The sequence below is a fragment of the Chamaesiphon sp. genome (genome assembly GCF_041738855.1).
In the GTDB taxonomy this organism is placed as follows: Bacteria; Cyanobacteriota; Cyanobacteriia; order Cyanobacteriales; family Chamaesiphonaceae; genus Chamaesiphon.
Genome location: NZ_JBGSPA010000067.1, coordinates 15,989 through 37,415 on the forward strand (window position 1 = coordinate 15,989; position 21,427 = coordinate 37,415).

Sequence of the window (21,427 nt, forward strand, 5' to 3'; positions counted from 1 at the left end):
AACCTCATCGGCGGCGTGGTGGTGCTACATTGGGGCGATCTTCACCATTCCGTCGATCTTCGCCATCGGGGGCGCGACGAGTTGGTGGCGCACTGCGAGGTTTGTTGCTGGGTACGCGCTCGGGATCGATCTCGTCATCTCGCGATCGATCTGCGTCTGAATAGCTATTGGAATTGCTCCCATAGACATCAAGATGGACAGATTGACCAACTGAGGCTGCTGCTGCTTGGAGCACTGTCCGAATTGCCTGGAGATTGCGACCACCGCGACCGAAAGCACTGCCTCGGTCGGGTTCCGCAACAGCCACTCGAATCCAGACCCGATGACGTTCGATCGTGTATTCACAATCGACACCGATCTCCTCTGGCGCACTCACAAACGGTTTGAATAAAAATTTGACTAGTTGTGGATAGTCAGGTAAATTAGGTCGATCGGTCGAGACTGTCACAATGCTTTGGTACCTGTTTTTTGCTCGATCGGATTGGCTCTTTCTAGCAGATTCGCTTTTTCCAAAATCCGGCGGACGGTCTCGGTGGGTTGGGCACCTTGTTGGAGTCGTTTGAGGATCGCGTCATTGTCGAGACGGATTTCATCGGTTCTGGGGTTGTAGAAGCCCAATTCTTCCAGGGGGCGACCATCGCGTCTGCTGGTACTTTGCATCGCTACTAAACGGTAACTAACTTCCCGCTTTTTACCAAATCTTTTGAGCCGTATTTTAATCATTTTGGAGCAATTTAACTGATAATATGAGTGAGTGACATGATTGACCCACAGCCTTTCTATTCTAACATGGCAGTTGGCTAATCTGCTGGAATCTAGAGCGAACATCTTGCCAATAAATGTAAACTTATGAAAGTAATCGGCTTAATGAGCGGTACATCGGTGGATGGGATCGATGCTGCCTTGGTAGAGATCGTCGGCACGACACTCGATTTGCGGGTAGAGCTACTGGCTGCAACTACTTATCCTTATCCCGTGGATCTCCGAGCGCAAATTCTGGCTGTCTGTGCGGGGGCAAAATTAGCGATGCCGGAAGTTGCTGCCTTGGATGATGCGATCGCCAATTGCTTTGCACTAGCAGTAATTTCGCTTCAAGCCGCTGCCGCGAGTGAGGAGCCTACTGCCACCCTCATTGGTTCTCACGGTCAAACAGTCTTTCATCGCCCGACAACCCCTACCCAGATGGGTTACAGTCTCCAGCTAGGGCGCGGCGAATCGATCGCTGCCATCGCTCAAATTACCACCATTGACAACTTCCGTGCCGCTGATATTGCCGCAGGCGGACAAGGTGCGCCCCTCGTCCCCAAGCCTGATGCTTATCTGTTGAGCGATCCGCACGAACATCGCTGCGTGCAGAATATCGGTGGGATTGGCAATGTCACCTATCTGCCACCTACGAGTCAGCCCGACTGGGAGCAGCAGGTGCGGGGCTGGGATACTGGCCCTGGTAATAGTTTGCTCGATCTCGCCGTCACCCAGCTTAGCGAGGGTCAATTGACATTCGATCGGGATGGCGCGTGGGCAGCCACAGGTAAAGTCTGTCAACCGCTAGTGCAAAAATGGTTGATGCAACCTTACTTTAGTGCCCCACCCCCCAAATCGACAGGGCGAGAGTTATTCGGGCAGGAGTATCTTCAGGCTTGCATCGCTGACGCCAGCGACTATCAGCTCGCGTCTGCCGATCTGTTGGCAACGCTGACAGACTTGACAGCCAGTAGTATCGCCGATAGTTACCGCCGCTGCTTACCACAATTGCCAGCGCGGGTATTGCTCTGCGGTGGGGGTAGTCGCAATCTCTATCTGCGATCGCGCCTCCAGCACCACCTGCTCGACACCCAAATCATGACTACTGATGATGTTGGCATTGATGGCGATTTCAAAGAAGCGATCGCTTTTGCGGTCTTAGCTTACTGGCGATATCATCAAATCCCTGGTAATTTACCGACGGCTACCGGAGCAAAACAGGCTGTACTATTAGGTGATGTCCATCCGTGCAAATGAATTGGGTATATTTGAAGTAAGGTCGGCGACGATCGCGCTCAACCCGATTGCTTTTGTTTTAATGTTCAATATTTATTCTCAACTTATCAATCTTATTAATTGGCTGCCAATCCCACTCGCGATCGGCACGGAGGCATCAATCGCGTGAGAGATGAATATTATGGTCGCTTACTGGTGCAACGCTATCAACTGTTGGAGATAGCAGGAAAAGGCTCGATGGGGCAAGTATATCAAGCTAAAGACACACTCCTTGGGGGTGTAATTGTGGCTGTCAAATTTTTGTCGCGATCGAAAATGACCCAACGGGTACGCGACAGATTTATGCGCGAAGCCACGATCAGTGCGCTACTAGGCGAACAAAGTATTCATATCGTTAAAGTGCGTGACTATGGTGTCGATGAAGAGGAGATGCCATTCTACGTGATGGAGTACCTCAAAGGCTCTAGTCTCAAAGATGTGATGCAGAACAAACCCATGCCACTCCCGAAGTTTTTTAGCTTTATGCGGCAGATTTGTCTGGGGTTACAATGCGCTCATGATGGGATTGAGATCGATGGAAATGTTACCCAAGTAGTGCATCGGGACATCAAACCCAGCAATATTATCATTACCAAAGATGCGACACTGGGCGAACTAGTCAAAGTTCTCGATTTTGGGATCGCCTTACTCAAATCAGATGAATCCCCAACTGGATTCATGGGGACACCTGCTTACTGTTCGCCCGAACAGATGGATGGCAAAACACTCGACAATCGTGCCGATATCTATAGCCTAGGCATTATGATGTTTCAAATGCTCACAGGCGAACTGCCCCTCAAGCCCAAAGCTAGTTCCTTTGAAGGGTGGTTTCAATCTCACCATTACCAAACGCCCAAGTTATTTAATGAAGTTAAGGCAAGACTAGACTTACCGCAAGCATTGATGGATGTTGTCAATCAGTGTATGGCCAAAACAGCCCCACAACGTCCGGGCAGTGTCAATGAGATTCTCAAAACTCTCGTACAAATCGAGCAAGACTCAGCCCGATTAGCGGCTCAAACTACACCCAATAATGGTGGAGAGCGAGCAGCCACCGGACATCACAACAGCCTACAGACCGCAGATGAGATCTGCCGTCAAAGTACCTGGCCCAAAGATAAGCCTAGAGCTGAAATCGTCTTTCCACAGCTGATCCAGTATCAAAATTCTGAATTAGTTACCATGTGGATCATGCTCTCTGCTACGGATATTGAGAAATACAAAGACAATAAACCACATTCTCAGTTTCTCTTTGTCGGATCGCCACATCCGATGCTGTTATGGCTGACGACGTTGTATCAAGACGAACAGCAGCATCGCATGTTACCGTGCTACCTGGATCTCAAAAAACCGCTCGGTGAGAAAATTCTCCAAATCCTCACTCAGACAAGTACGTATCGATTGGTATTATTTGCGCTCGAAGGTGACGAACGGTGCATCTGCACCATCGATGGCAAAATTCCAACGAGGAAGATTCAATTACTAAAGGAATGGTTGTCAGAGAGTCAAAATAGCCCCGCCACACATGGTCAAATCAAGGAAAGCAAACGATCGCTCAAGGAAGAGTTGGAAACTCTCAAGCCGAAGCTGTTGACTAGTTTGCAGCGTCAAATTTCTAAGAAGAAGTGATGGGTTAGGGAGTAGGGAGTAGGGAGTAGAGGGTAGAGGCGATCTGTTAGAGTCTCAAACCCAAAACCTAAAACCTAAAACCTAAAACCTAAAGCCTAATGCCTAAAGCCTAATGCCTAAAGCCTTCCTACGCAACACTACCGCGCTTTCTAGTCTCCTTGTAAGATGTGCCGATGTTTTTGATGCCTGTTTTGACTAGTTCTTGTTCGAGGAGGGCGAAAAAGCTCGATCGATCTGCGCCTCTGACTACGGCTTGATTGTGCGCTTCTGCTAGGGCGACAGGATAGCCAAAGCCTTTATTGACTTGAGCGATGATGAGACTCAATGCTGTGCTGGATAACTTTTCATCCTGCGCTACCCAGGCGGGAACTTCCACACGAGCGATCTCTGTGCCGACATGGAGATAGCAAAAATACACCTTGTGAGAGTCATCATACCAGTCCAAAATCTTGGCGGTACTCTGCCACCAGCAACTACGTTGTCCTGGCGATAATTGGGTATTCCATAATGTGGTATCTCGCACCCCTTCAAACTGCTGACAGGGAAGTTTAGTTGCATCGGCACAGTGTGTCGGACAGTCAGGTGTATCATGGGGACAGGTTAATAACCGAAGGAGGTTGAGATTGTCGATACTCCGCGAGGCACTGAGATAACCGACGATCGGAATTCCGACACACCGTAACTCCTCCCATGCGGCTAAGATTGGATTGAGAATTTGTTCGCGGGCATCTGTCGGCAGTTGTTCGAGGAACCAGTAGACGAGCGAACCATCTACCATCGCTAAGGTGGGTACGCGGGGCTGGAGCACGATCGAAGCTGAATCGACCTTGCCGATGTCGAATGGTGGGTTGACCCAGTTACAGCCCAATTCTGCGAGGACTGTCGCCTCAGAAACAGCGCGGCGATAGCCCAACCATTCCTCAGTGCTAATCCCCCACTGACGGGAGATATATAGATCTTCTTGCTGATAAAAAACTTCTGGGATGCTGTCGAGCAGCGGGTGCAAATTTTGCCCGTAATGAATCATCACTCTTCCGACATTGATCAGGTAGCAATAGGCAATTTCGTGGTGACTGGGAGCGATTTGAGAGCCATCTGTGGCTAGTACTGTTTGTTGCGATGGGGGCGCGGCAATATCGATCCGAGTATCGAGGGCTTCGACGGGAATGGATGTGTTGAAAAATAGCCGATTGTGCCACTGTTGTTGGATCTCGGCTAGCTCTATCTGTCTCTGGATTGCTTGTTGGAGGGATGCGGTTGCTAATTGTAATCGCTGCTGATTTGCGGCATTTTCACGGACGAGATGTTGCCCGATGCCAGGTAATTGTTTCGCAACCTTGTTGATATCTAGCATGGGGAAGGGATTAGGCTTTAGGCTTTAGGCTTTTCAATTATCAATTAATTTAGATAGCATAATGGCTGGCGATCGAAGATAGGGATCGAAAATAACTCAACGATGAGCAGTTTCTCGATCGACCCTCCACAATTACCAGCCAAGAAGCAGCTATTAACTGTCAACTGTCAACTGTCAACTGTCAACTGTCAACTGTTTAACTACCAACCTTTCTCAGATTGAGCCAAGACATAGGTGGCAACATCTTCGATCTGAGCAGCACTCAGTCTACCACCGAAAGCAGGCATGGCATTTTTACCCTTGGTGACTTGGGTGGTGATGGCAGCAACCGTGTTCATCCCATATTCAGCCAAAGCTTCTTTCTTGAGATTCTTTTTTGCCATGATGACATTGTTGCCACCAGCATGACAAGCCGCACAATTGGCACTAAAAATCTTGGCACCACCAGCCGCATCTGCTGCGAACGCAGGGTTACTAAATGTAACTGTAAATAATGCGATCGCCAGTGTAAAAATCGAAATTAGTCTCTTCAAAACGGTTCTCCTGTCTAAATTTAAGTGATGAGATGTGAGTTGTTCCTTTAGTCGATTGACGAGCGCATCGTAAGCAGCGAAAGTACCGCTCTGCCTCTAGATTGGACTCAAGCTATCATTCACTACTTTAGCGGATGCCTCACTCAGATGTGCTGACTAGGGCAGATTGACTGTCAAGATCGGGTAGTCTCCAAGCTAGCTGAGCTTGCACAAAATACTTACACTGCCAGTCATTATCTGACTGTTTTACCACCACCCCATTGTTCGCCCATGATTTTGGGCTGCATCAAGATATGTCCAGCGATATTGTACATATCATCCTCGGAGAGATTCTTCATTTCGGTGAAGATATCTGCACTATCCATACTCGGGTGCAGCTCCGCGATCGGTGTTTCACCATCATAAGTCGTGGGATGGTGCATGTAGTCCACTAGTGCCACTACATTATCTCGTGCAGGTGTTGCACCAGCCAAATCTACTGGCCCTAAACTAACGTTGAAATCGGTTTTGGTAACGCCCCCAGCATGGCATTGAGCACAAGTTGACGCAAAGAGTTTTCTACCTTGGTTGACTTGTTTTAGGTTGAGGGTGGCAGTTTCACCCTGCTCATTCAATTTGACTGTACGCGTTGCCGTATCTAGTTCGATCGCACTCGCGCTGGTAACTAAGGTTTGGAATACAAACAATATGGTTGCCACAGCCAGCAACAGGAATCGCTTGAACATGGTTCTCCCTCAAAAAAGATAACTTTAAATTAGATGATAATTACACAACACAGCTAAACTCAAGACCGAAGCCACAGCTATCTTATATTAGTCATATCATCTCATTATCTCGACCCCGATCTGGCGACTTTTCCTCATAAAGTAAAGAAAAATTTACAATTGGGCTTTGGGATAGGCTTTAGGTCTTAGGTCTTAGGACATAAGAGGGCGCAGGCATCGCCACCTATCAACCCTCAACCTAAACTTCCACCCGAAAGCCTAAAGCCTAAAACCTAAAGCCTAAAACCTAAAACCTAAAACCTACCCTGATGCAAGCGAATCAACTGAGCAACCGTATGCTTGAGTTGGGTACGGGGGACGATCTTATCGATGAAACCCCTTTGGAAGTAGTATTCAGAGGTTTGAAAGTCATCGGGAAGTTTTTCGCGCAGGGTTTGTTCGATCACTCGTCTGCCTGCAAACGCGATCGTGGCTTTGGGTTCGGCAAGAATAATGTCCCCCAGCATGGCAAAACTGGCAATGACGCCGCCTGTAGTGGGATTGGTGAGGATGGGCAGATAGAGCAATCGCGCCTCTCGGTGGCGTTCTAGCGCGCCAGATATTTTCGCCATTTGCATCAGGCTGAGCATTCCTTCCTGCATTCTAGCACCGCCAGAGGCACAGACGATCGCGACGGGGAGACAGTTTTTGGTAGCATACTCGATCGCCCGCGTCAGTTTTTCACCGACGACAGAACCCATACTCCCTGCCATAAATTGAAAATCCATCACCCCTAGAGCCAGCGGTAAGCCTTCAATACTACCCGCGCCAGTGAGTACGGCGTCAGTCAAGCCTGTCTTGTGCTGCATATCGAGTAATCTGTCGCTATAAGCCTTGAGATCTCGAAACTTGAGCGGGTCTGTCGGTTGGAGATTTTCATCTAGGGGTACCCAGGTATCGGCATCGATGAGTTGACTGATGCGCTCGTGACTAGATACGCGCTTGTGATGTCCGCACTCCAGACATACCAACTGATTGGCGGCGAGATCTTTGGTATAAGCGATCGCATTACAATCTTCACATTTCGTCCATAGCCCATCAGCAATCTCCCGCTCCTGTTGTTGCTGGATACTCGGACTAGTTCTTTGACGATCGGCGAACCAATCGAAGAGGGACTTGATTTGAGGCATATAGTCGCGATCTGTAGAAAATCAATACGTCAGTCAGATATATTATTATCTCGCGTTTGGGAACGATTTCCCATCAGAGTTACGATCTGCTACTCTCTTTCCACCATCCACCATTCACTCATACTGACCCAATCGATCGGATTGCTGATAATTTAGTAAATAGTCTGACAATCTTGTATGTAACATTAAGCTAAAATCCACATATTGCATCGTCCTCCATCACAGCCATGAGCTATTGTCTCAACCCTAACTGCCCTCAGCCCCAGAACGATCGCGAGGTGAAGATTTGCAAGGCTTGTGGTAGCCAATTACTATTAAAAGATCGATACCGAGCGATTAGTTTTCTCGATAGCGGGGGGATGAGTCGCAACTTTTTGGCGATCGATACCGATATGCCTGAAGAAAAACGCTGTGTGATCAAGCAGTTCTTTCCGGCTCCGCAGGTATTGGATGATGTCGAAGCGTTTGAGAAATCGATCGAGTTATTTCAGCGCGAAGGTGAGCAATTAAATCGGTTGGGTGCTGACTCTCCGCAAATTCCACAACTATTTGCTTATTTGGAGCAAGAGCGGAGATTTTATCTCATTCAAGAATTTATCGATGGGCAAAATCTGCTGAAAGAATTGGATGCAAATGGTGCTTATTCAGCGGAGAAGATTCGACAGCTTCTTGACGACTTATTACCCATTTTAAAATTCGTCCACGATCGCGGCATCATTCACCGCGATATCAAGCCGGAAAACATCATGCGCCGGACTAATGGACAACTTGTCGTCATCGATTTTGGGATGTCCAAACACCTCAATAGTACGGTCATGTCTAGAGGTACAACTGGCGGCACGATGGGCTACGCACCCCCCGAACAGATTCGGGCGGGGGTTGCATATCCAGCGAGTGATATCTATGCGCTAGGGGCGACCTGCATCCATTTGCTGACTGATATTACGCCCGATCGATTGTATGATTTCATGACCAACAAATGGACTTGGCGACAGGAATTAGTCGCACAAGAACGCCAGATCGACGAGCAACTCGCCACGGCGATCGATCGCATGTTGATGAATGAGGTGCAGGATCGCCATCAATCAATTTCTTGTATTATTGCAGCCTTAGCTGCTCCACCTGTCAACAATTGGCGACTCAAAGCGATGGTGGCAACCGCACTGTCAGCAGTCACCTCAATGGGATTGGTCGCTTATGGCAATAAAGAGCTAATTGAGTGCCAATTCGGCAGACACAATTCAGTTTGTCCGCTGCCAATTGCCAAGGTAGTAGCACCACAATCGCCCCAAAAAATCGGTGATGTGCTGTACTATCCATATCTATCGACTAAAGATAGTCGGGGCAAGTCAGCCGAGATCAATATGGCAGTCCTGAGCGATCGCTATGAATGGCAATTGGCTTCGGATAATCAAGTCAGACTCAAGGGACAAACTCAATCCCTACCGATTGCTATCCTGAAACAGGAATTGGAAAAACAAGGTATCTTCAAAATCATGGATAATCCCAATCGAATTATCGCGATTGGGACTGCTTCATGTGAGGGCAGTACAGCGGAAGAAGAGCTGCGCGCGCTCAATCGTGCCAAAACAATTCACTCCCAACTTGTCAAGCAATTATTTCAAGTCAAAGAGTATCCAATCCTCAACCTGGGTCAATTCAAACGTGATACTTGTCAGCGAAATGGGGCTGGAAATTCCTTGCAGCGCAGGTTAACGATCGTCGGAATGCGCAAGGAAAGTGAGGGTTTGGAAGTAAAGGAAGTTCTATATCAACGTCTGGGCAAAACAATTAAGGATTTGAATTTGAGTGATTATTCTCAAGGGGCGATCGATAAATTTGAATTAAAAAAATAGGTACTAAATAACCTAAGTTGCTACCGACACTCAAAGTGGTCAAAAACACTACTCGTGATGCCAAGTCCGCCTTCGCGGACTAATAAATTAACATCAGTTGATGTAGGGTATGTTAGGCGCAAGCATTAACGCACCAGTAACCACTGCTAACCTCACCGATAAGATTTAGCTTGTAGATATTCGCGGTTAAGTTGAGCGATCGCCTGTACCGAAATTTCCTTGGGACATACAGCCGCGCAGGTACCAGTATTACTACAACTGCCAAACCCTTCTGCATCCATCTGCGCCACCATCTTGACAACCCGTTGCTGACGCTCTGGTTGACCTTGAGGTAGCTGCGCCAAATGTGAAATCTTGGCAGCGACAAACAACATTGCCGAACTATTCTTGCAAGCAGCCACACAAGCTCCACAACCGATACACATCGCATCGGCAAACGCAGCCTCAGCGCGCTCTTTGGGGATCGCGATCGTATTGGCATCGACCTCACTGCCCGTATTGACCGAAATATAGCCGCCAGCTTGGATAATCCGATCGAACGCCGATCGATCGACCATCAAGTCTCTAATCACTGGAAAAGCATTTGCCCGCCACGGTTCGATCGTCAGCGTGTCGCCGTCTTGGTACGATCGCATGTAGAGCTGGCAGGTAGTACTCGCCTGGTCTGCGCCGTGAGGACGACCATTGATATACATCGCACAGGAGCCACAAATCCCCTCTCGACAATCGTGGTCGAAAGCGATCGGTTCGGCACCTGCTAAAATCAGGTCTTGATTGAGTAAATCGATCGTCTCCAACAACGACATATCTGGCGATACATCGTCTAGCTGGTAAGTTACCAACCGCCCCTTTGTGCGCGGATGATCCTGTCGCCAAATCTTGAGAGTAAGTTTCATGAGACCTCCTGCTAAATTAATTGATAATTAGGTTTTTAAAATAGGCACGGCAACAGTTTGAGCCTACCCTCTACCCTCTACCCTCTCATCACAGTTAACCTCTGACTTTCGCAGAAGATCTATTTATACGAACGCTGGCTAAACTGCGCTAGCTCAAATTTTAACGCTTCTGAGTGCAACTGCCATTGATGGTCTTGCTGATATTCCCAAGCTGCGACGTGAGCGTAGGCAGTGTCATCCCGCTGGGCTTCACCCAGCTCGGTTTGGAACTCCGTACGGAAGTGGCAGCCACAGCTCTCTTGACGGTGCAGAGCATCCACACACATCAGTTCTCCTAGTTCGAGGAAATCAGCCACCCGCTGGGCGAGATCGAGTTCGGAATTGAGCGCGTCGATCCGACCAGGAATTTTGACATCTTGCCAGAATTCTGCTTGCAAGGCGTGGAGTTGCTCAATTGCTAGTTGTAATCCTGCCGCAGTGCGGACGATTCCACAATGCGCCCACATGATTTTGCCCAATCGCTGATGAAAGCTAATCACAGTTTGGCTACCTTGAATCTGAAGCAAGCGATCGAGTCTAGCGCGGACAGCATTTTCAGCTTGGACAAATTCCGGACGCTCTAGTGATGCTGGCGGCATACCGAGATCGGCGGCTAGATAGTTACCAATCGTCGCGGGGATGACGAAGTAGCCATCTGCCAAACCTTGCATCAACGCTGATGCGCCGAGCCGATTGGCACCGTGTTCGCTAAAGTTGGCTTCGCCCAGACAATACAAGCCAGGGATCGTTGTCATCAACTCATAATCCACCCACAACCCGCCCATCGTATAGTGGACGGCGGGATAAATCCGCATTGGTACCGTGTAGGGATCTTCACCTGTAATCTGGGTATACATCGCAAACAGATTGCCATACTTACTAGCGAGGACTTCGCGACCATCGCGATCGAGTGTCGCCGCAAAATCGAGGTACACCGCCCGCTGGGACTGCCCCACCCCATAACCAGCATCACACACCTCTTTGACCGCGCGGGAGGCAATATCGCGGGGAACGAGGTTGCCATAGGCTGGGTATCGCCGCTCCAAAAAGTAATCCCGATCGCGATCGGGAATTTCTGCCGCAGGTCGCGGATCGGCAGGAGTTTTGGGCACCCAGATCCGACCGTCGTTGCGTAAGCTCTCAGACATCAGCGTGAGTTTGGACTGATGTGCGCCAGCGACGGGGATACAAGTCGGGTGAATCTGCGTAAAGCAAGGATTGGCAAATAAGGCACCTTGCTTGTGAGCTTTCCAGGTAGCACTGACGTTGCTCCCCATCGCATTGGTAGACAGATAAAAAACATTGCTGTAGCCGCCCGAGCAGAGGAGAACGGCATGACCAAAATACCGCTCCAACGCACCTGTAACCAGATTTCGGGCAATAATCCCCCGCGCTTTGCCCTCAATTTGGACGATTTCCAGCAGCTCGTGGCGGGTATACATGGTGATATTACCGAGTGCGATTTGCCGCTCTAGTGCTTGGTAAGCTCCGAGCAAGAGTTGTTGCCCCGTCTGCCCTGCCGCATAAAAAGTCCGCTGTACCTGTGTACCCCCAAAGGAGCGATTGCTCAGGGTACCACCATATTCGCGGGCAAATGGGACACCTTGAGCCACACAGCGATCGATAATTTTGGTACTAATACTTGCCAACCGATACACATTGGCTTCTCGCGATCGATAATCACCGCCCTTAATCGTGTCAGCAAACAACCGCTGAACGGAATCACCATCATTTTGATAGTTTTTAGCCGCATTAATGCCCCCCTGCGCGGCGATGCTATGGGCGCGGCGCGGCGAATCTTGGAAGCAGAAGGCTTTGACGCGATAACCCTGTTCGGCAAGGGTGGCGGCAGCAGATGCCCCAGCCAATCCCGTCCCGATGACGATGATTTCGAGCTGGCGTTTGTTGCTCGGACTTATCAACCGCGTGGTTTCTTGGTAAGTTTGCCACTGTTGGGCAAGTGGTCCGGCGGGAATTTTAGAATCGAGCATGGGTGCTAGTGAAGAGGGCAATCGGAATCGCAGCTAATCCTAATGGTAAACCGATCGCCAAGCTAATACCAACCACAGAGAGCGGTTGAAAATACAGACCTGTTACACCGAGCGTGATGGCGGCACTCCGCCAACCATGCCACAAATGGGCAGCGACAGCCAGACAGCCCGATACATAAATAACTACTACCCACCACTGGCTCAGAGTCGATCGCACCAGTTGAGACAATTCACTAGTGGGAGACGTACTACCGATCGCCTGTGGCAACCAAAATTGGTAGAGATGGAGGAGTAGAAAGGCTAACACGATCGCCCCTAACATCGGCATCATGCGGGCGGGATCGAGCGAAAAGCTGGGACTCACAGCATAGCTAGTGCTCCGTTTTGCCCCATTGGCACGCGCAATTGATATCCCCTGCCAGATGTGTAGCACAAAGCCCCCCCAGACCAGCAGCTCCAAGCTACGTAGTCCCCAGTTCTGATGCAGCATCTCCGCCGTCCGATCGAACAATTTGCCACCATCACCACTAAAAATAGTCAGATTCAAACCCAGATGCACGATCAGAAAGAGCATCAAAAATAAACCAGTACCAGCCATGATGACCTTGCGGTCGATCGAATAGTTATCGGCAGTAGACCATTTCATGTCGATCGGTGATGATTGCAGTGGTTGAATAAATCGTAACTGGTTGACATCTAGCCAATATCCTGCGCCCGAACTACGCCTATAGAATGCCAAATAGATGCAATGGGCCGCGACCGCTGATTAGTTCCACGACAATACCAATAAAACCTAGCATCGCCAGCCGACCATTCCAGACTTCCGCCGCAGTGGTCAGACCCATTTCCCACTTCTCTTGCGGATACATCTTGATTTTCTTCTTCATCTGGGTGACGCGATCGATATCCAGACTAGGGGCTGCGGCGGCTCTGAGGACGAGATCTACTAGGGTTTGGATGAAGATCGGGTTGGTATCCAGAGCGGGGACGCGGTTGAAGGTGTGGATGCCTGCTACCTCAGCAATTTCTCGATATTCGATGTCGATTTCTTCGAGTGTTTCGATGTGTTCGGAGACAAAGCTGATCGGGACGACAACTAATTCTGTGACGCCCTGTGCTGCTAATTCGACGATCGCGTCTTCAGTATAGGGTTTGAGCCATTCGATCGGACCGACTTTGCTTTGATATGCCAGAGAGTGACTATTCGAGCGTCCGAGTGTCCGCATAATCAGCTCAGTACACTCTTCGATCTCGGTTTGATAGGGATCGCCAGCTTCTTCGACATAGCTGACAGGCACACCATGAGCACTAAAAAAGACATGCGCCAGGTCGGGATTTGGGCATTTGTCAATTTCGGTGGCGATCAGTTGGGTCATTGCTTGGAGATAACCTGCCTCTTTATACCAGTCCGCAATCACTGTATACTTTGGTGGCTTGAGTTGGGGATTTTCGCCCCAAATTTTTTCGATCAGCCGAAAACTAGAACCACTGGTACTGATTGAGAATTGCGGATACAAGGGGAGAATTACCAACTGCTCGATCCCATCTTGTTCGATCTGAGCGAGTGCTGCTTCTGTAAATGGGTGCCAGTAGCGCATCCCGATATAGACCTTGGCATTCTCACCTTGGGCTTGCAATTGGATTTCTAGTGCGCGGGCTTGGGCTTCGGTAATGCGCCGCAAGGGCGAACCACCGCCGATTTTCTGGTAATTGGCTTGTGATTTCTTTGCCCGTGAAGTCGAAATCAGCCAAGCTAACGGTTTTTGGAGTGCCGCAACCGGAATCCGAATGATCTCAGGATCGGAAAACAGGTTAAACAAGAACGGACGCACATCCGATAGTTGCTCTGGTCCGCCCAAATTCAGTAGTAAAACCCCTAATCGACCCATAACGGTTGCATGTTCCCAGTATGTTGCAAATTCTTCATCAATTTTAACAATTATATGGTTCGATCGGTAGCGGTTGACCAGTGCTGATACATAAATTTAATTTTAGTCAAGATCTGATGGCTGGTGACACGATCGCCTTTGCGGTCGGATTTGGTGCGAAACTTATCCTAAATTGAGCGCGTCAAGAAGCTGAGATTGCCACGGTAGCTCGATGTCAATCCCCGTTCTCGCGGCGATCGATCGGGATTACCACATCCAGATCCTCTCTACCCACTCAAGAAATAACCAATCACCATCCACCATCCACCATCCACCATCCACCATCCACCATTCACCATTCACCATCCACCTCCTACCCTAAACGTCTAAATTTGACACTGGGAAGGGGGTAAGATCTAAATACATGTACCGCTTAACTGCCACTTTCAACTCACTCAAACCTTGGCTACGTCCGATCTCCAGCTCAGCTCACCGGAATACCCATTGGCAATGGTTGCTACTACTGGCGATCGCTGGTGGCGGTACGATGATGGTGCCGATGCAGACGGTACCCGTCCGCGCCCAGTCCAATCCCCAAGGATTGTCGATCCAAGCAGACACTCAAGAAGCCAACTCCAAAACCGAAGTAGTCACCGCCAGAGGCAATGTCCGACTCAACTATCCCAGTCGCAAAGTTCAAGCTCAAGCCAATCTCGCCCAGTTCTTTATCAAGCAGAAACGCATCCTCTTGACTGGTAATGTTTTAATTGCTAGAGAGGGGAGTACTTTAGAAGGGGAAAGCGTAACTTATCTCATCGATGAAGGCAAATTTATCGCGACTCCCAAACCCAAGCAGCAAGTTCGTAGCAACTATATCGACCCCGCACAAGGTGGGAGAGGAATGACAATTTTGGCAAATACCCAAGAAGCCAACTCCAAAACCGAGACGGTCACCGCGCGTGGTAATGTGCGGATCGGCTATCCTGACAAGAAGCTTCAGGCGCGAGCCAATACCGCTCAATACGATGTCAAAGGCAAACAAATCGTCCTCTCGGGCAATGTTCTCGTCGTCCAAAATGGCAGTAGCCTGCAAGGAGACACCATTACTTATCTTATTGATGAAGGGCGATTTATTGCCAAACAAAAACCAGGATTACCCGTGCAGTCTATCTATGTAATTCCCGATCGAACTAGCCGCCAATAGATCTAAGTTTACCAGACCGTCAATATTTGAGCCTGTGAAGATCGTTCTCGAAAATATCCATAAATCCTACGGTAAGCGAAATATTGTCAATCGCGTCAGTCTATCTGTTTCCCAAGGTGAAATTGTCGGTTTACTCGGCCCCAATGGTGCGGGTAAGACGACAACATTCTATATTGCGACTGGATTGGAAAAGCCAAATCAGGGTAAAGTTTGGCTGGATGACGAAGATATTACGAGTCTATCTATTCACCAGCGGGCGCGATTGGGGATCGGTTATCTAGCTCAAGAGCCGAGTATTTTTCGGAGTTTGACGGTGCTAGATAATATTTTGTTGGTGATGGAACAGACACAAGTCCCGCGCCAGCTCTGGAATCAAAAATTGACCGATTTGATTACTGAATTTAATTTAGAGAAGGTAGTATATACCTTGGGAAATCAAGTATCGGGAGGAGAACGACGCCGCACCGAAATCGCGCGGTCTTTAGCCGCCGGAATTAATGGGCCAAAATTTTTATTCTTAGATGAACCATTTGCAGGTGTCGATCCGATCGCTGTTGCCGAAATTCAAAAAATAATTGCTAGATTACGCGAGCGCAATATGGGAATCTTGATCACAGATCACAATGTCCGCGAAACTCTAGCAGTAACAGATCGAGCCTACATCATGCGGGAAGGTCAGGTATTTGCGTCCGGTAGTAGTGAAGAAATGTATGCAAATCCCCTAGTCCGACAATATTATCTGGGCAGTGATTTTCAGATCTAAAAGATGCCGCAATCTTCCTCACTTGCCACCCAAACAGCAGACACTTACTATCCACTTTTCAAATCTCACTACTCACCTAAATTAACATCGTGGGAAATCCAATATCGCGAGTTTTACTACCAGGCATTTCGGTGATGGATCGATACATCTTCACCCAACTACTGCTGCCATTTTTATTTGGCGTTGGTGCCTTTTCATCGATTGTTTTAGCGGTAGGTGGGTTGTTTGACATCGTACGAAAGATCGCCGAAGTGGGATTGCCGATCTCGATTGCGATCGAAGTCATGGCACTGAAAATGCCGCTGTTTATTGTTTATTCATTCCCAATGTCACTGCTATTGGCGGGGATGATGACATACGGCAAATTTTCAGCAGATAGTGAAATTATTGCATTTCGGAGTTGTGGACTAAGTATCTATCGCTTGATTGCACCTGCGGTAGTTTTGAGTGTACTGATAACGGGAATTACGTTCTTGTTTAGTGAATCGATCGTGCCGATTTCCAATCAACAGGCAGAGCTGACGCTCCGGCAAGCTTTGAAGCAGGACAAGCCAACATTTAATACCGATAATATTGTCAAAACTCTGTTCAAAGAAGTCGATCGCAATGGCAAAAAAGAGCAGGTATTAGAGTGGCTATTTTATGCAGAGAAATTTGATGGTAAAACGATGACTGGATTGACAATCATCGATCGCTCGGAACAAGCCAAAGGGATGAGCAGAATTATCAATGCCAAGTCTGCCGTCCTCGATACCAATAAAGGCGTAGGAGATTTTTATGATGGAACTATTTATCAACTCACAGCCAATGACTCTGTTGCCAATATTCTCAACTTTAAACATTTACCGATACCATTACCAAAATTCCCTTTGGATTTTACAACATCAGATAAAAATCCTGACAACATGAATATAGCTGAATCGCTAGAGTATTTAGAACAAATTAAGCTCGGCGGTGACAAGAAAAAAATCATTGCTTTAACTGTTAAAATCCAAAGTAAATTGGCTTTTCCATTCATCTGCGTGGTGTTTGGGTTGATGGGTTCGGCGATGGGTATTCGTCCCCAACGCACGGGTAAAACAACTAGTTTTGGCGTGAGTGTGCTGCTGATTTTTGGTTACTATTTCACGATCTTTATCTGCGAAAGTTTGGGTCAGGGTGAGGTTATTTCGCCATTCTTAGCGGGCTGGTTGCCGAATACCATCGGGATAGCGATCGATGGTTGGTTGCTAGCTCAGGCTGCAAAGTAGGTCGATTGCTAAAAGTCGAAGTAAATAAAAGCTAAACTCTCTGTCGGAGACAATAACCAGACAACATATAAGCAGATCGGGATCAGTGTCAGCTTAAAATGCCAATTGAGATCGAGTTTTAATAAGCGATCGAATGTATAAGCAACCATCATCGCGATCGTTAATCCTACTAAGATTGACAGAATTTGACCATCAGTTAGCTTGATACTTTCTACATAAACTTTGGTGACAAACTGAGCATCGCGAGGATAACCCCATAGATGCCGAAATACTAAATTTGACTGCTGAAGATTGGGGAGTCGAAACCAAATCCAAGCCACAAAAATAAACGGTTGAGTCAAGAGCCAACCGCAAATATGTCCGAATTTACTTTGCCAAAATTGGGCAATCGATTCATTTTTTGCTGTGAGTGTAGATGTCAACCGATGGACGATGAGCGCGAGTCCATGAATACCCCCCCACATCAGATATCCCCAGTCAGCACCATGCCAAATTCCTGAAATTAGCATCAGGATCGATAGATTTAGACAAGTACGGATGAGTCCCAATCGCGAACCACCCAGCGGAATATAAATATAGTCACGCAACCAGTTTCCCAGACTGATATGCCAGCGTCGCCAAAAGTTGGCGATACTCGTACTCAGATAAGGAAAGTTAAAATTGGTGGGTAGATTAATTCCAAACAAAATTGCGGTACCGAGGACGATATCGACATAACCACTGAAATCTAGATACAGTTGCAAGCCATACGCAAAAATCGCCAACCACAAATCGATACTACCAGCTCGATCGAGATTATTTGGATCGAATATGAGCCTGACAAACATTGCTAAATTATCAGCAATCAATGTCTTTTTGATTGCACCGCTGGCAATCAGCCAGCCAGCTTCGGTCAGTCGATCGAGCGATGGAAACTGAAGATTGTTTAACTGAGGTGCAAATTGATGATAGTGAGTAATTGGCCCTGATACTAGTTTGGGGAAAAATGATTTGTAAGCAGCATATTTGAGTAAGTTACCTGTTGCAGGGCTACCTTTGTAGACATCAATTAGATAAGCGATAGATTCAAAGCTGAGAAAAGAAATTCCTAAAGGTGGTAAGAAATTTATTTTAATCGCTGTTGCTAAAGACTGAATTGCTAGTGGATTGGCTGGAGCTAAGATACTCAATAAAAAAGGAATATATTTGGCGAGAACTAATAGTAAGATATTAAAAACTATACCGCCAATTGCAACTCGTCTGCGCTGCTGTTTACCGCGAGGTAACCAGCGATGAAAATAATCTTCACCTAGCCGATCTTGAACTTCTTTATATTCAATGATTTGGCTTTCTAATAAGAGCTTGCCAATCCAATAATTCACCAGAATCATTACGAGAATAATTGGAAAGTATTGAAGTTGCCGAAAAGAGATATAAAATAGAGTGCTCGAAACTACGATCGTCCATAATTTCTGATTTTGAGTTCGAGCTATCCCCCAATAACAGCCTAAAGTTAGACCGAGGAAGATCGCATAACTAGATGAGATGAAGTGCATTTAGAACGACAATATTTAGCTAATTTTTAACTTGCCAGGAGATTTCTTGAAACTTGGCTAAATGTTTACTGACATCACTTGCACCCAGTTGATTGAGGTGACTGGGATCTGAAAACCGATCGTATTGTTTAGCTAGTAACCTATCTAAGTCGATAAAAGTCAGTCGATGTGAGTTCATCAATTTCTGCATATAGAGTTTGAATGCTACTTCATGTCGAGCGCGAAATTTATCTAAGTAGATATCTGACAAGGGCATATTTACAAATACTAACGGGATTTTATGAGTTGCCAATAACTCGATCGTCTGGTGCAGAGCGAGATCCTGATTGCCACCTAGTTGAAAACTTGCATAGTCACCATCACTATCCCCGGTGACCTGAGTATATTTCTGAAAATATGTATCGGGATCGAATTGGAAGTCGAGTGCCAAGAATCCATTAAAGTCGATATCTCGCTCGTTCGTACCACTCGCATCGCTGGCAACCCCATTACGAGGTTCATCAATTTGAACGATCGCCAGAACTTGACGCTGTAACCAAGTTTTGAGTCGATCGCGATGTTGGTAAGCCAATGATACCTGGGTCAGTCGGCGATCGATCTCATCATCGATCGCCTGATAAGTATTTTGAACTGTAGACTGGACTTGCATTAGTGATGAGCTGCTGTTCCTTTTCCCAGACATCAAATCCAACTGGCGATAGCGATCGGATGAGATAATTGTGTCGTAAGTGCGATCGCTCCTACTGTGATTAAATGCTCTAGCTCCATCTGCCCAAATTACTAATTTTGGTAACTGCTGCGGTGTTAATAATTGTCTAAGGATTAAGTCCACTACTTGTGCCGTTGCGCCATTAATTCCAAAGTTATAGATTTGGGGGTTGGGATAGCCACGAGCGATTAAACCCTGCCGGAATACTTCAGGATCGATCCCGCGCAACGCTCTAGAGCTACCGACAATCAACACATCAGGGACGCCATGTTGCAAACAACGCAATTGATATTGAGCGAGCTTTTGTTCGAGTAGGGGATTATTAAATGATAATTGGCTGGTATTTGGCATCGAACTGGCGGTAATATTTCTGGCAGCTAAACTAAACCTCATACCTAAATCGCCCAGTGTAGCCAATCCTAATCCCACTACCAATAACAGCATCGATGGTTGCCACCGGAATCGAGATTGATAAGCTAGCATGTTATTTTTATCGCCCGACGGTTGCGGCTTCCAGATCTTAGTAGTCATCAGATATTCACTCATTCTTTGCTTCAAACCGATCTCGATCGCTGGCGCGCTCTCAACTTGAGGTGCCCAAGTCACCGATGGCAATAGGAGCTGGTTGTCAAAATCGACCCCATAAGTCCAGCGGGAGATCGATTGCCCGGAGATCCGCCCATGCACGCGGATACCACGCAGCCCCACCAGATGCAATTGCATCAGCACCCTGACAACAGTGGTCGCTACTTGACTTTGGATCGGGCAAATCGGAGCTTCACTCATCACATGCAGGATGCGATGACGGTAAAGTAGCGATATATCGATCCCACCAATTGCCAAACACTGGTCTAGCTCGGGGTTGAGCAGGCGTTCGAGGATGAAAGTCAGGGCAGCTTCATCGCCGCGCCCTGCTAAAATTATTGATGTTGGTGAAAACTTGGGGTCGCTTAAAGCAGGTAGATCGAGCCAATGAATCCAGACGGGTGGCTCCTCGATCTGTCCGCTCTGCTCTGGTTGAGATTGGACGCCATGAATAGTCGCACCGTGGATACCTTGCGGTGTCAGTTCGAGCAGCAATGGCGCGATCGTATCAAGCACGATCTTTTTGGCTGGAAATTTTGCCGAGTGCGGATGCTTGAGTGTGCAAAAAATCTGTAAGGTGAGATTCTTTAACACCGCACTGACTTGAATGTCCGCCTCGGCGAGTGCCAAATTGAGTAACTGCGTAATCGCTTGGACATCACCCCACCGCGCCCAATTCTTGAGTTTAATCGGCGGCGGAGTCAGATCCACTCTCAACCGCCAGTCGGCAACTTGAGTAGTCGGGAGACTAGCTCCCGCAAATCGATAGTATTGCACGATCGCTGCTTGAAAATTGTCCAGCGCGATGCTACGGAGCACTTTGGCAAGCGGTGCAGCGAGGATTTGACACTCTAAGCTCTTTTGAGCGTAGCAGCATACCGATAATTGATATTGTGGCTGCAAGTATGAGTCTGGAGACTGAAATCTAGCTTGGTCGCTACTACTAGTAAATGCTGACGGTTGGGGGAGCTGTTCGATCTCCAACTCAAACCGAATCCCCAGTGGACTGAGCACCTGTGCAAGGGCTTGAAAAATTCGGTGTTGCGGCGATCTGGCTAAGGCGAGTCGCTCACTCTGACTAGGACTAGTGGTGCTGGCGACAAGAGTAGGTGCGCTCCTAATCAGTGGTAATGGCACGTAACGCTCTGATTCAAAGTAAGTAGATTCGGTCAAGATTTTACCCAAACAACATGTACCGATCGCGGGTTGATGCTCTGAGTATCAACCCAATCGTCCCTTATCATATCGATCTGGCGGTCGATTTGTGTAGATCTCCAAATACCGAATTTTAATTTCTCACTC

The 21,427-nt window shown here is 47.7% G+C and carries 19 protein-coding genes; 7 read left to right on the forward strand and 12 right to left on the reverse strand.

Annotation, left to right across the window (positions count from 1 at the left end; translation table 11 throughout):
- Window positions 1-4 precede the first annotated feature (4 nt).
- Window positions 5-448, reverse strand: a complete 444-nt coding sequence (locus ACEW9I_RS06945; protein ID WP_373539624.1) for a KH domain-containing protein — start codon at window positions 446-448, stop codon at window positions 5-7.
- A complete protein-coding gene (rpsP, locus tag ACEW9I_RS06950) occupies window positions 445-723 on the reverse strand; it encodes a 30S ribosomal protein S16 (protein WP_373539625.1) in 279 nt (92 codons plus the stop codon). The genes ACEW9I_RS06945 and rpsP overlap by 4 nt, the downstream gene beginning before the upstream one ends.
- Before the next feature lie 126 nt (window positions 724-849).
- Between rpsP and ACEW9I_RS06955 the strand changes: the two genes are divergently transcribed.
- Complete coding sequence (locus tag ACEW9I_RS06955; RefSeq protein WP_373539626.1) at window positions 850-2,001, forward strand: anhydro-N-acetylmuramic acid kinase; 1,152 nt, start codon at window positions 850-852, stop codon at window positions 1,999-2,001.
- 144 nt (window positions 2,002-2,145) lie between these two features.
- Window positions 2,146-3,648 carry a serine/threonine protein kinase gene (locus tag ACEW9I_RS06960; RefSeq protein WP_373539671.1) on the forward strand — a complete coding sequence of 501 codons (1,503 nt, stop codon included), beginning with the start codon at window positions 2,146-2,148 and terminating at the stop codon, window positions 3,646-3,648.
- Window positions 3,649-3,775: 127 nt separating this feature from the next.
- On the opposite strand, the gene ACEW9I_RS06965 is transcribed toward ACEW9I_RS06960, so the two are convergent.
- From ACEW9I_RS06965 to accD, 4 genes are all read right to left on the reverse strand, one after another.
- The gene (locus ACEW9I_RS06965; RefSeq protein WP_373539627.1) at window positions 3,776-5,002 is read right to left on the reverse strand and encodes a DNA double-strand break repair nuclease NurA; all 1,227 of its coding nucleotides are present in this window, start codon (window positions 5,000-5,002) and stop codon (window positions 3,776-3,778) included.
- A gap of 200 nt (window positions 5,003-5,202) precedes the next feature.
- On the reverse strand, window positions 5,203-5,535 hold the full coding sequence (gene petJ, locus ACEW9I_RS06970) for a cytochrome c6 PetJ (RefSeq protein WP_373539628.1): 333 nt from the start codon (window positions 5,533-5,535) through the stop codon (window positions 5,203-5,205).
- Between the two features lie 233 nt (window positions 5,536-5,768).
- Complete coding sequence (gene psbV / locus ACEW9I_RS06975; protein ID WP_373539629.1) at window positions 5,769-6,260, reverse strand: photosystem II cytochrome c-550; 492 nt, start codon at window positions 6,258-6,260, stop codon at window positions 5,769-5,771.
- A 293-nt stretch (window positions 6,261-6,553) separates the two neighbouring features.
- Window positions 6,554-7,429: an acetyl-CoA carboxylase, carboxyltransferase subunit beta gene (accD, locus tag ACEW9I_RS06980; protein ID WP_373539630.1), complete on the reverse strand. Its 876-nt coding sequence runs from the start codon at window positions 7,427-7,429 to the stop codon at window positions 6,554-6,556.
- A 227-nt stretch (window positions 7,430-7,656) separates the two neighbouring features.
- On the opposite strand from accD, the gene ACEW9I_RS06985 reads away from it, so the two are divergent.
- Window positions 7,657-9,285: a protein kinase gene (locus ACEW9I_RS06985; RefSeq protein WP_373539631.1), complete on the forward strand. Its 1,629-nt coding sequence runs from the start codon at window positions 7,657-7,659 to the stop codon at window positions 9,283-9,285.
- Between the two features lie 152 nt (window positions 9,286-9,437).
- Here ACEW9I_RS06985 and ACEW9I_RS06990 read toward each other — a convergent pair whose 3' ends face one another.
- From ACEW9I_RS06990 to hemH, 4 genes are all read right to left on the reverse strand, one after another.
- Window positions 9,438-10,181 (reverse strand): succinate dehydrogenase/fumarate reductase iron-sulfur subunit, encoded by a 744-nt coding sequence (locus tag ACEW9I_RS06990; RefSeq protein WP_373539632.1) that lies wholly within the window; start codon window positions 10,179-10,181, stop codon window positions 9,438-9,440.
- A gap of 119 nt (window positions 10,182-10,300) precedes the next feature.
- Entirely contained in the window at window positions 10,301-12,211 is a 1,911-nt protein-coding gene (locus tag ACEW9I_RS06995; RefSeq protein ID WP_373539633.1) for a fumarate reductase/succinate dehydrogenase flavoprotein subunit, read from the reverse strand.
- Window positions 12,198-12,950, reverse strand: coding sequence for a succinate dehydrogenase cytochrome b subunit (locus tag ACEW9I_RS07000; protein ID WP_373539634.1), 753 nt, complete (start codon window positions 12,948-12,950; stop codon window positions 12,198-12,200). Before ACEW9I_RS07000 ends, ACEW9I_RS06995 begins: the two co-directional genes overlap by 14 nt.
- On the reverse strand, window positions 12,937-14,100 hold the full coding sequence (hemH, locus tag ACEW9I_RS07005) for a ferrochelatase (protein WP_373539635.1): 1,164 nt from the start codon (window positions 14,098-14,100) through the stop codon (window positions 12,937-12,939). Before hemH ends, ACEW9I_RS07000 begins: the two co-directional genes overlap by 14 nt.
- A gap of 211 nt (window positions 14,101-14,311) precedes the next feature.
- Here hemH and ACEW9I_RS07010 point away from each other — a divergent pair, with 211 nt between their 5' ends.
- The 4 genes from ACEW9I_RS07010 to ACEW9I_RS07025 all read left to right on the forward strand — a co-directional run bounded on the left by ACEW9I_RS07010 (window position 14,312) and on the right by ACEW9I_RS07025 (window position 17,296).
- Window positions 14,312-14,461: a hypothetical protein gene (locus ACEW9I_RS07010; RefSeq protein ID WP_373539636.1), complete on the forward strand. Its 150-nt coding sequence runs from the start codon at window positions 14,312-14,314 to the stop codon at window positions 14,459-14,461.
- 42 nt (window positions 14,462-14,503) lie between these two features.
- Window positions 14,504-15,283: an LptA/OstA family protein gene (locus ACEW9I_RS07015; protein WP_373539637.1), complete on the forward strand. Its 780-nt coding sequence runs from the start codon at window positions 14,504-14,506 to the stop codon at window positions 15,281-15,283.
- A gap of 34 nt (window positions 15,284-15,317) precedes the next feature.
- The gene (gene lptB / locus ACEW9I_RS07020) at window positions 15,318-16,046 is read left to right on the forward strand and encodes an LPS export ABC transporter ATP-binding protein (protein ID WP_373539638.1); all 729 of its coding nucleotides are present in this window, start codon (window positions 15,318-15,320) and stop codon (window positions 16,044-16,046) included.
- 89 nt (window positions 16,047-16,135) lie between these two features.
- Window positions 16,136-17,296, forward strand: coding sequence for an LptF/LptG family permease (locus tag ACEW9I_RS07025; protein WP_373539639.1), 1,161 nt, complete (start codon window positions 16,136-16,138; stop codon window positions 17,294-17,296).
- Between the two features lie 8 nt (window positions 17,297-17,304).
- Here ACEW9I_RS07025 and ACEW9I_RS07030 read toward each other — a convergent pair whose 3' ends face one another.
- Window positions 17,305-18,831, reverse strand: a complete 1,527-nt coding sequence (locus ACEW9I_RS07030; RefSeq protein ID WP_373539640.1) for an MBOAT family protein — start codon at window positions 18,829-18,831, stop codon at window positions 17,305-17,307.
- 19 nt (window positions 18,832-18,850) lie between these two features.
- On the reverse strand, window positions 18,851-21,298 hold the full coding sequence (locus ACEW9I_RS07035; protein WP_373539641.1) for a DUF1574 family protein: 2,448 nt from the start codon (window positions 21,296-21,298) through the stop codon (window positions 18,851-18,853).
- Between the last annotated feature and the right edge of the window lie 129 nt (window positions 21,299-21,427).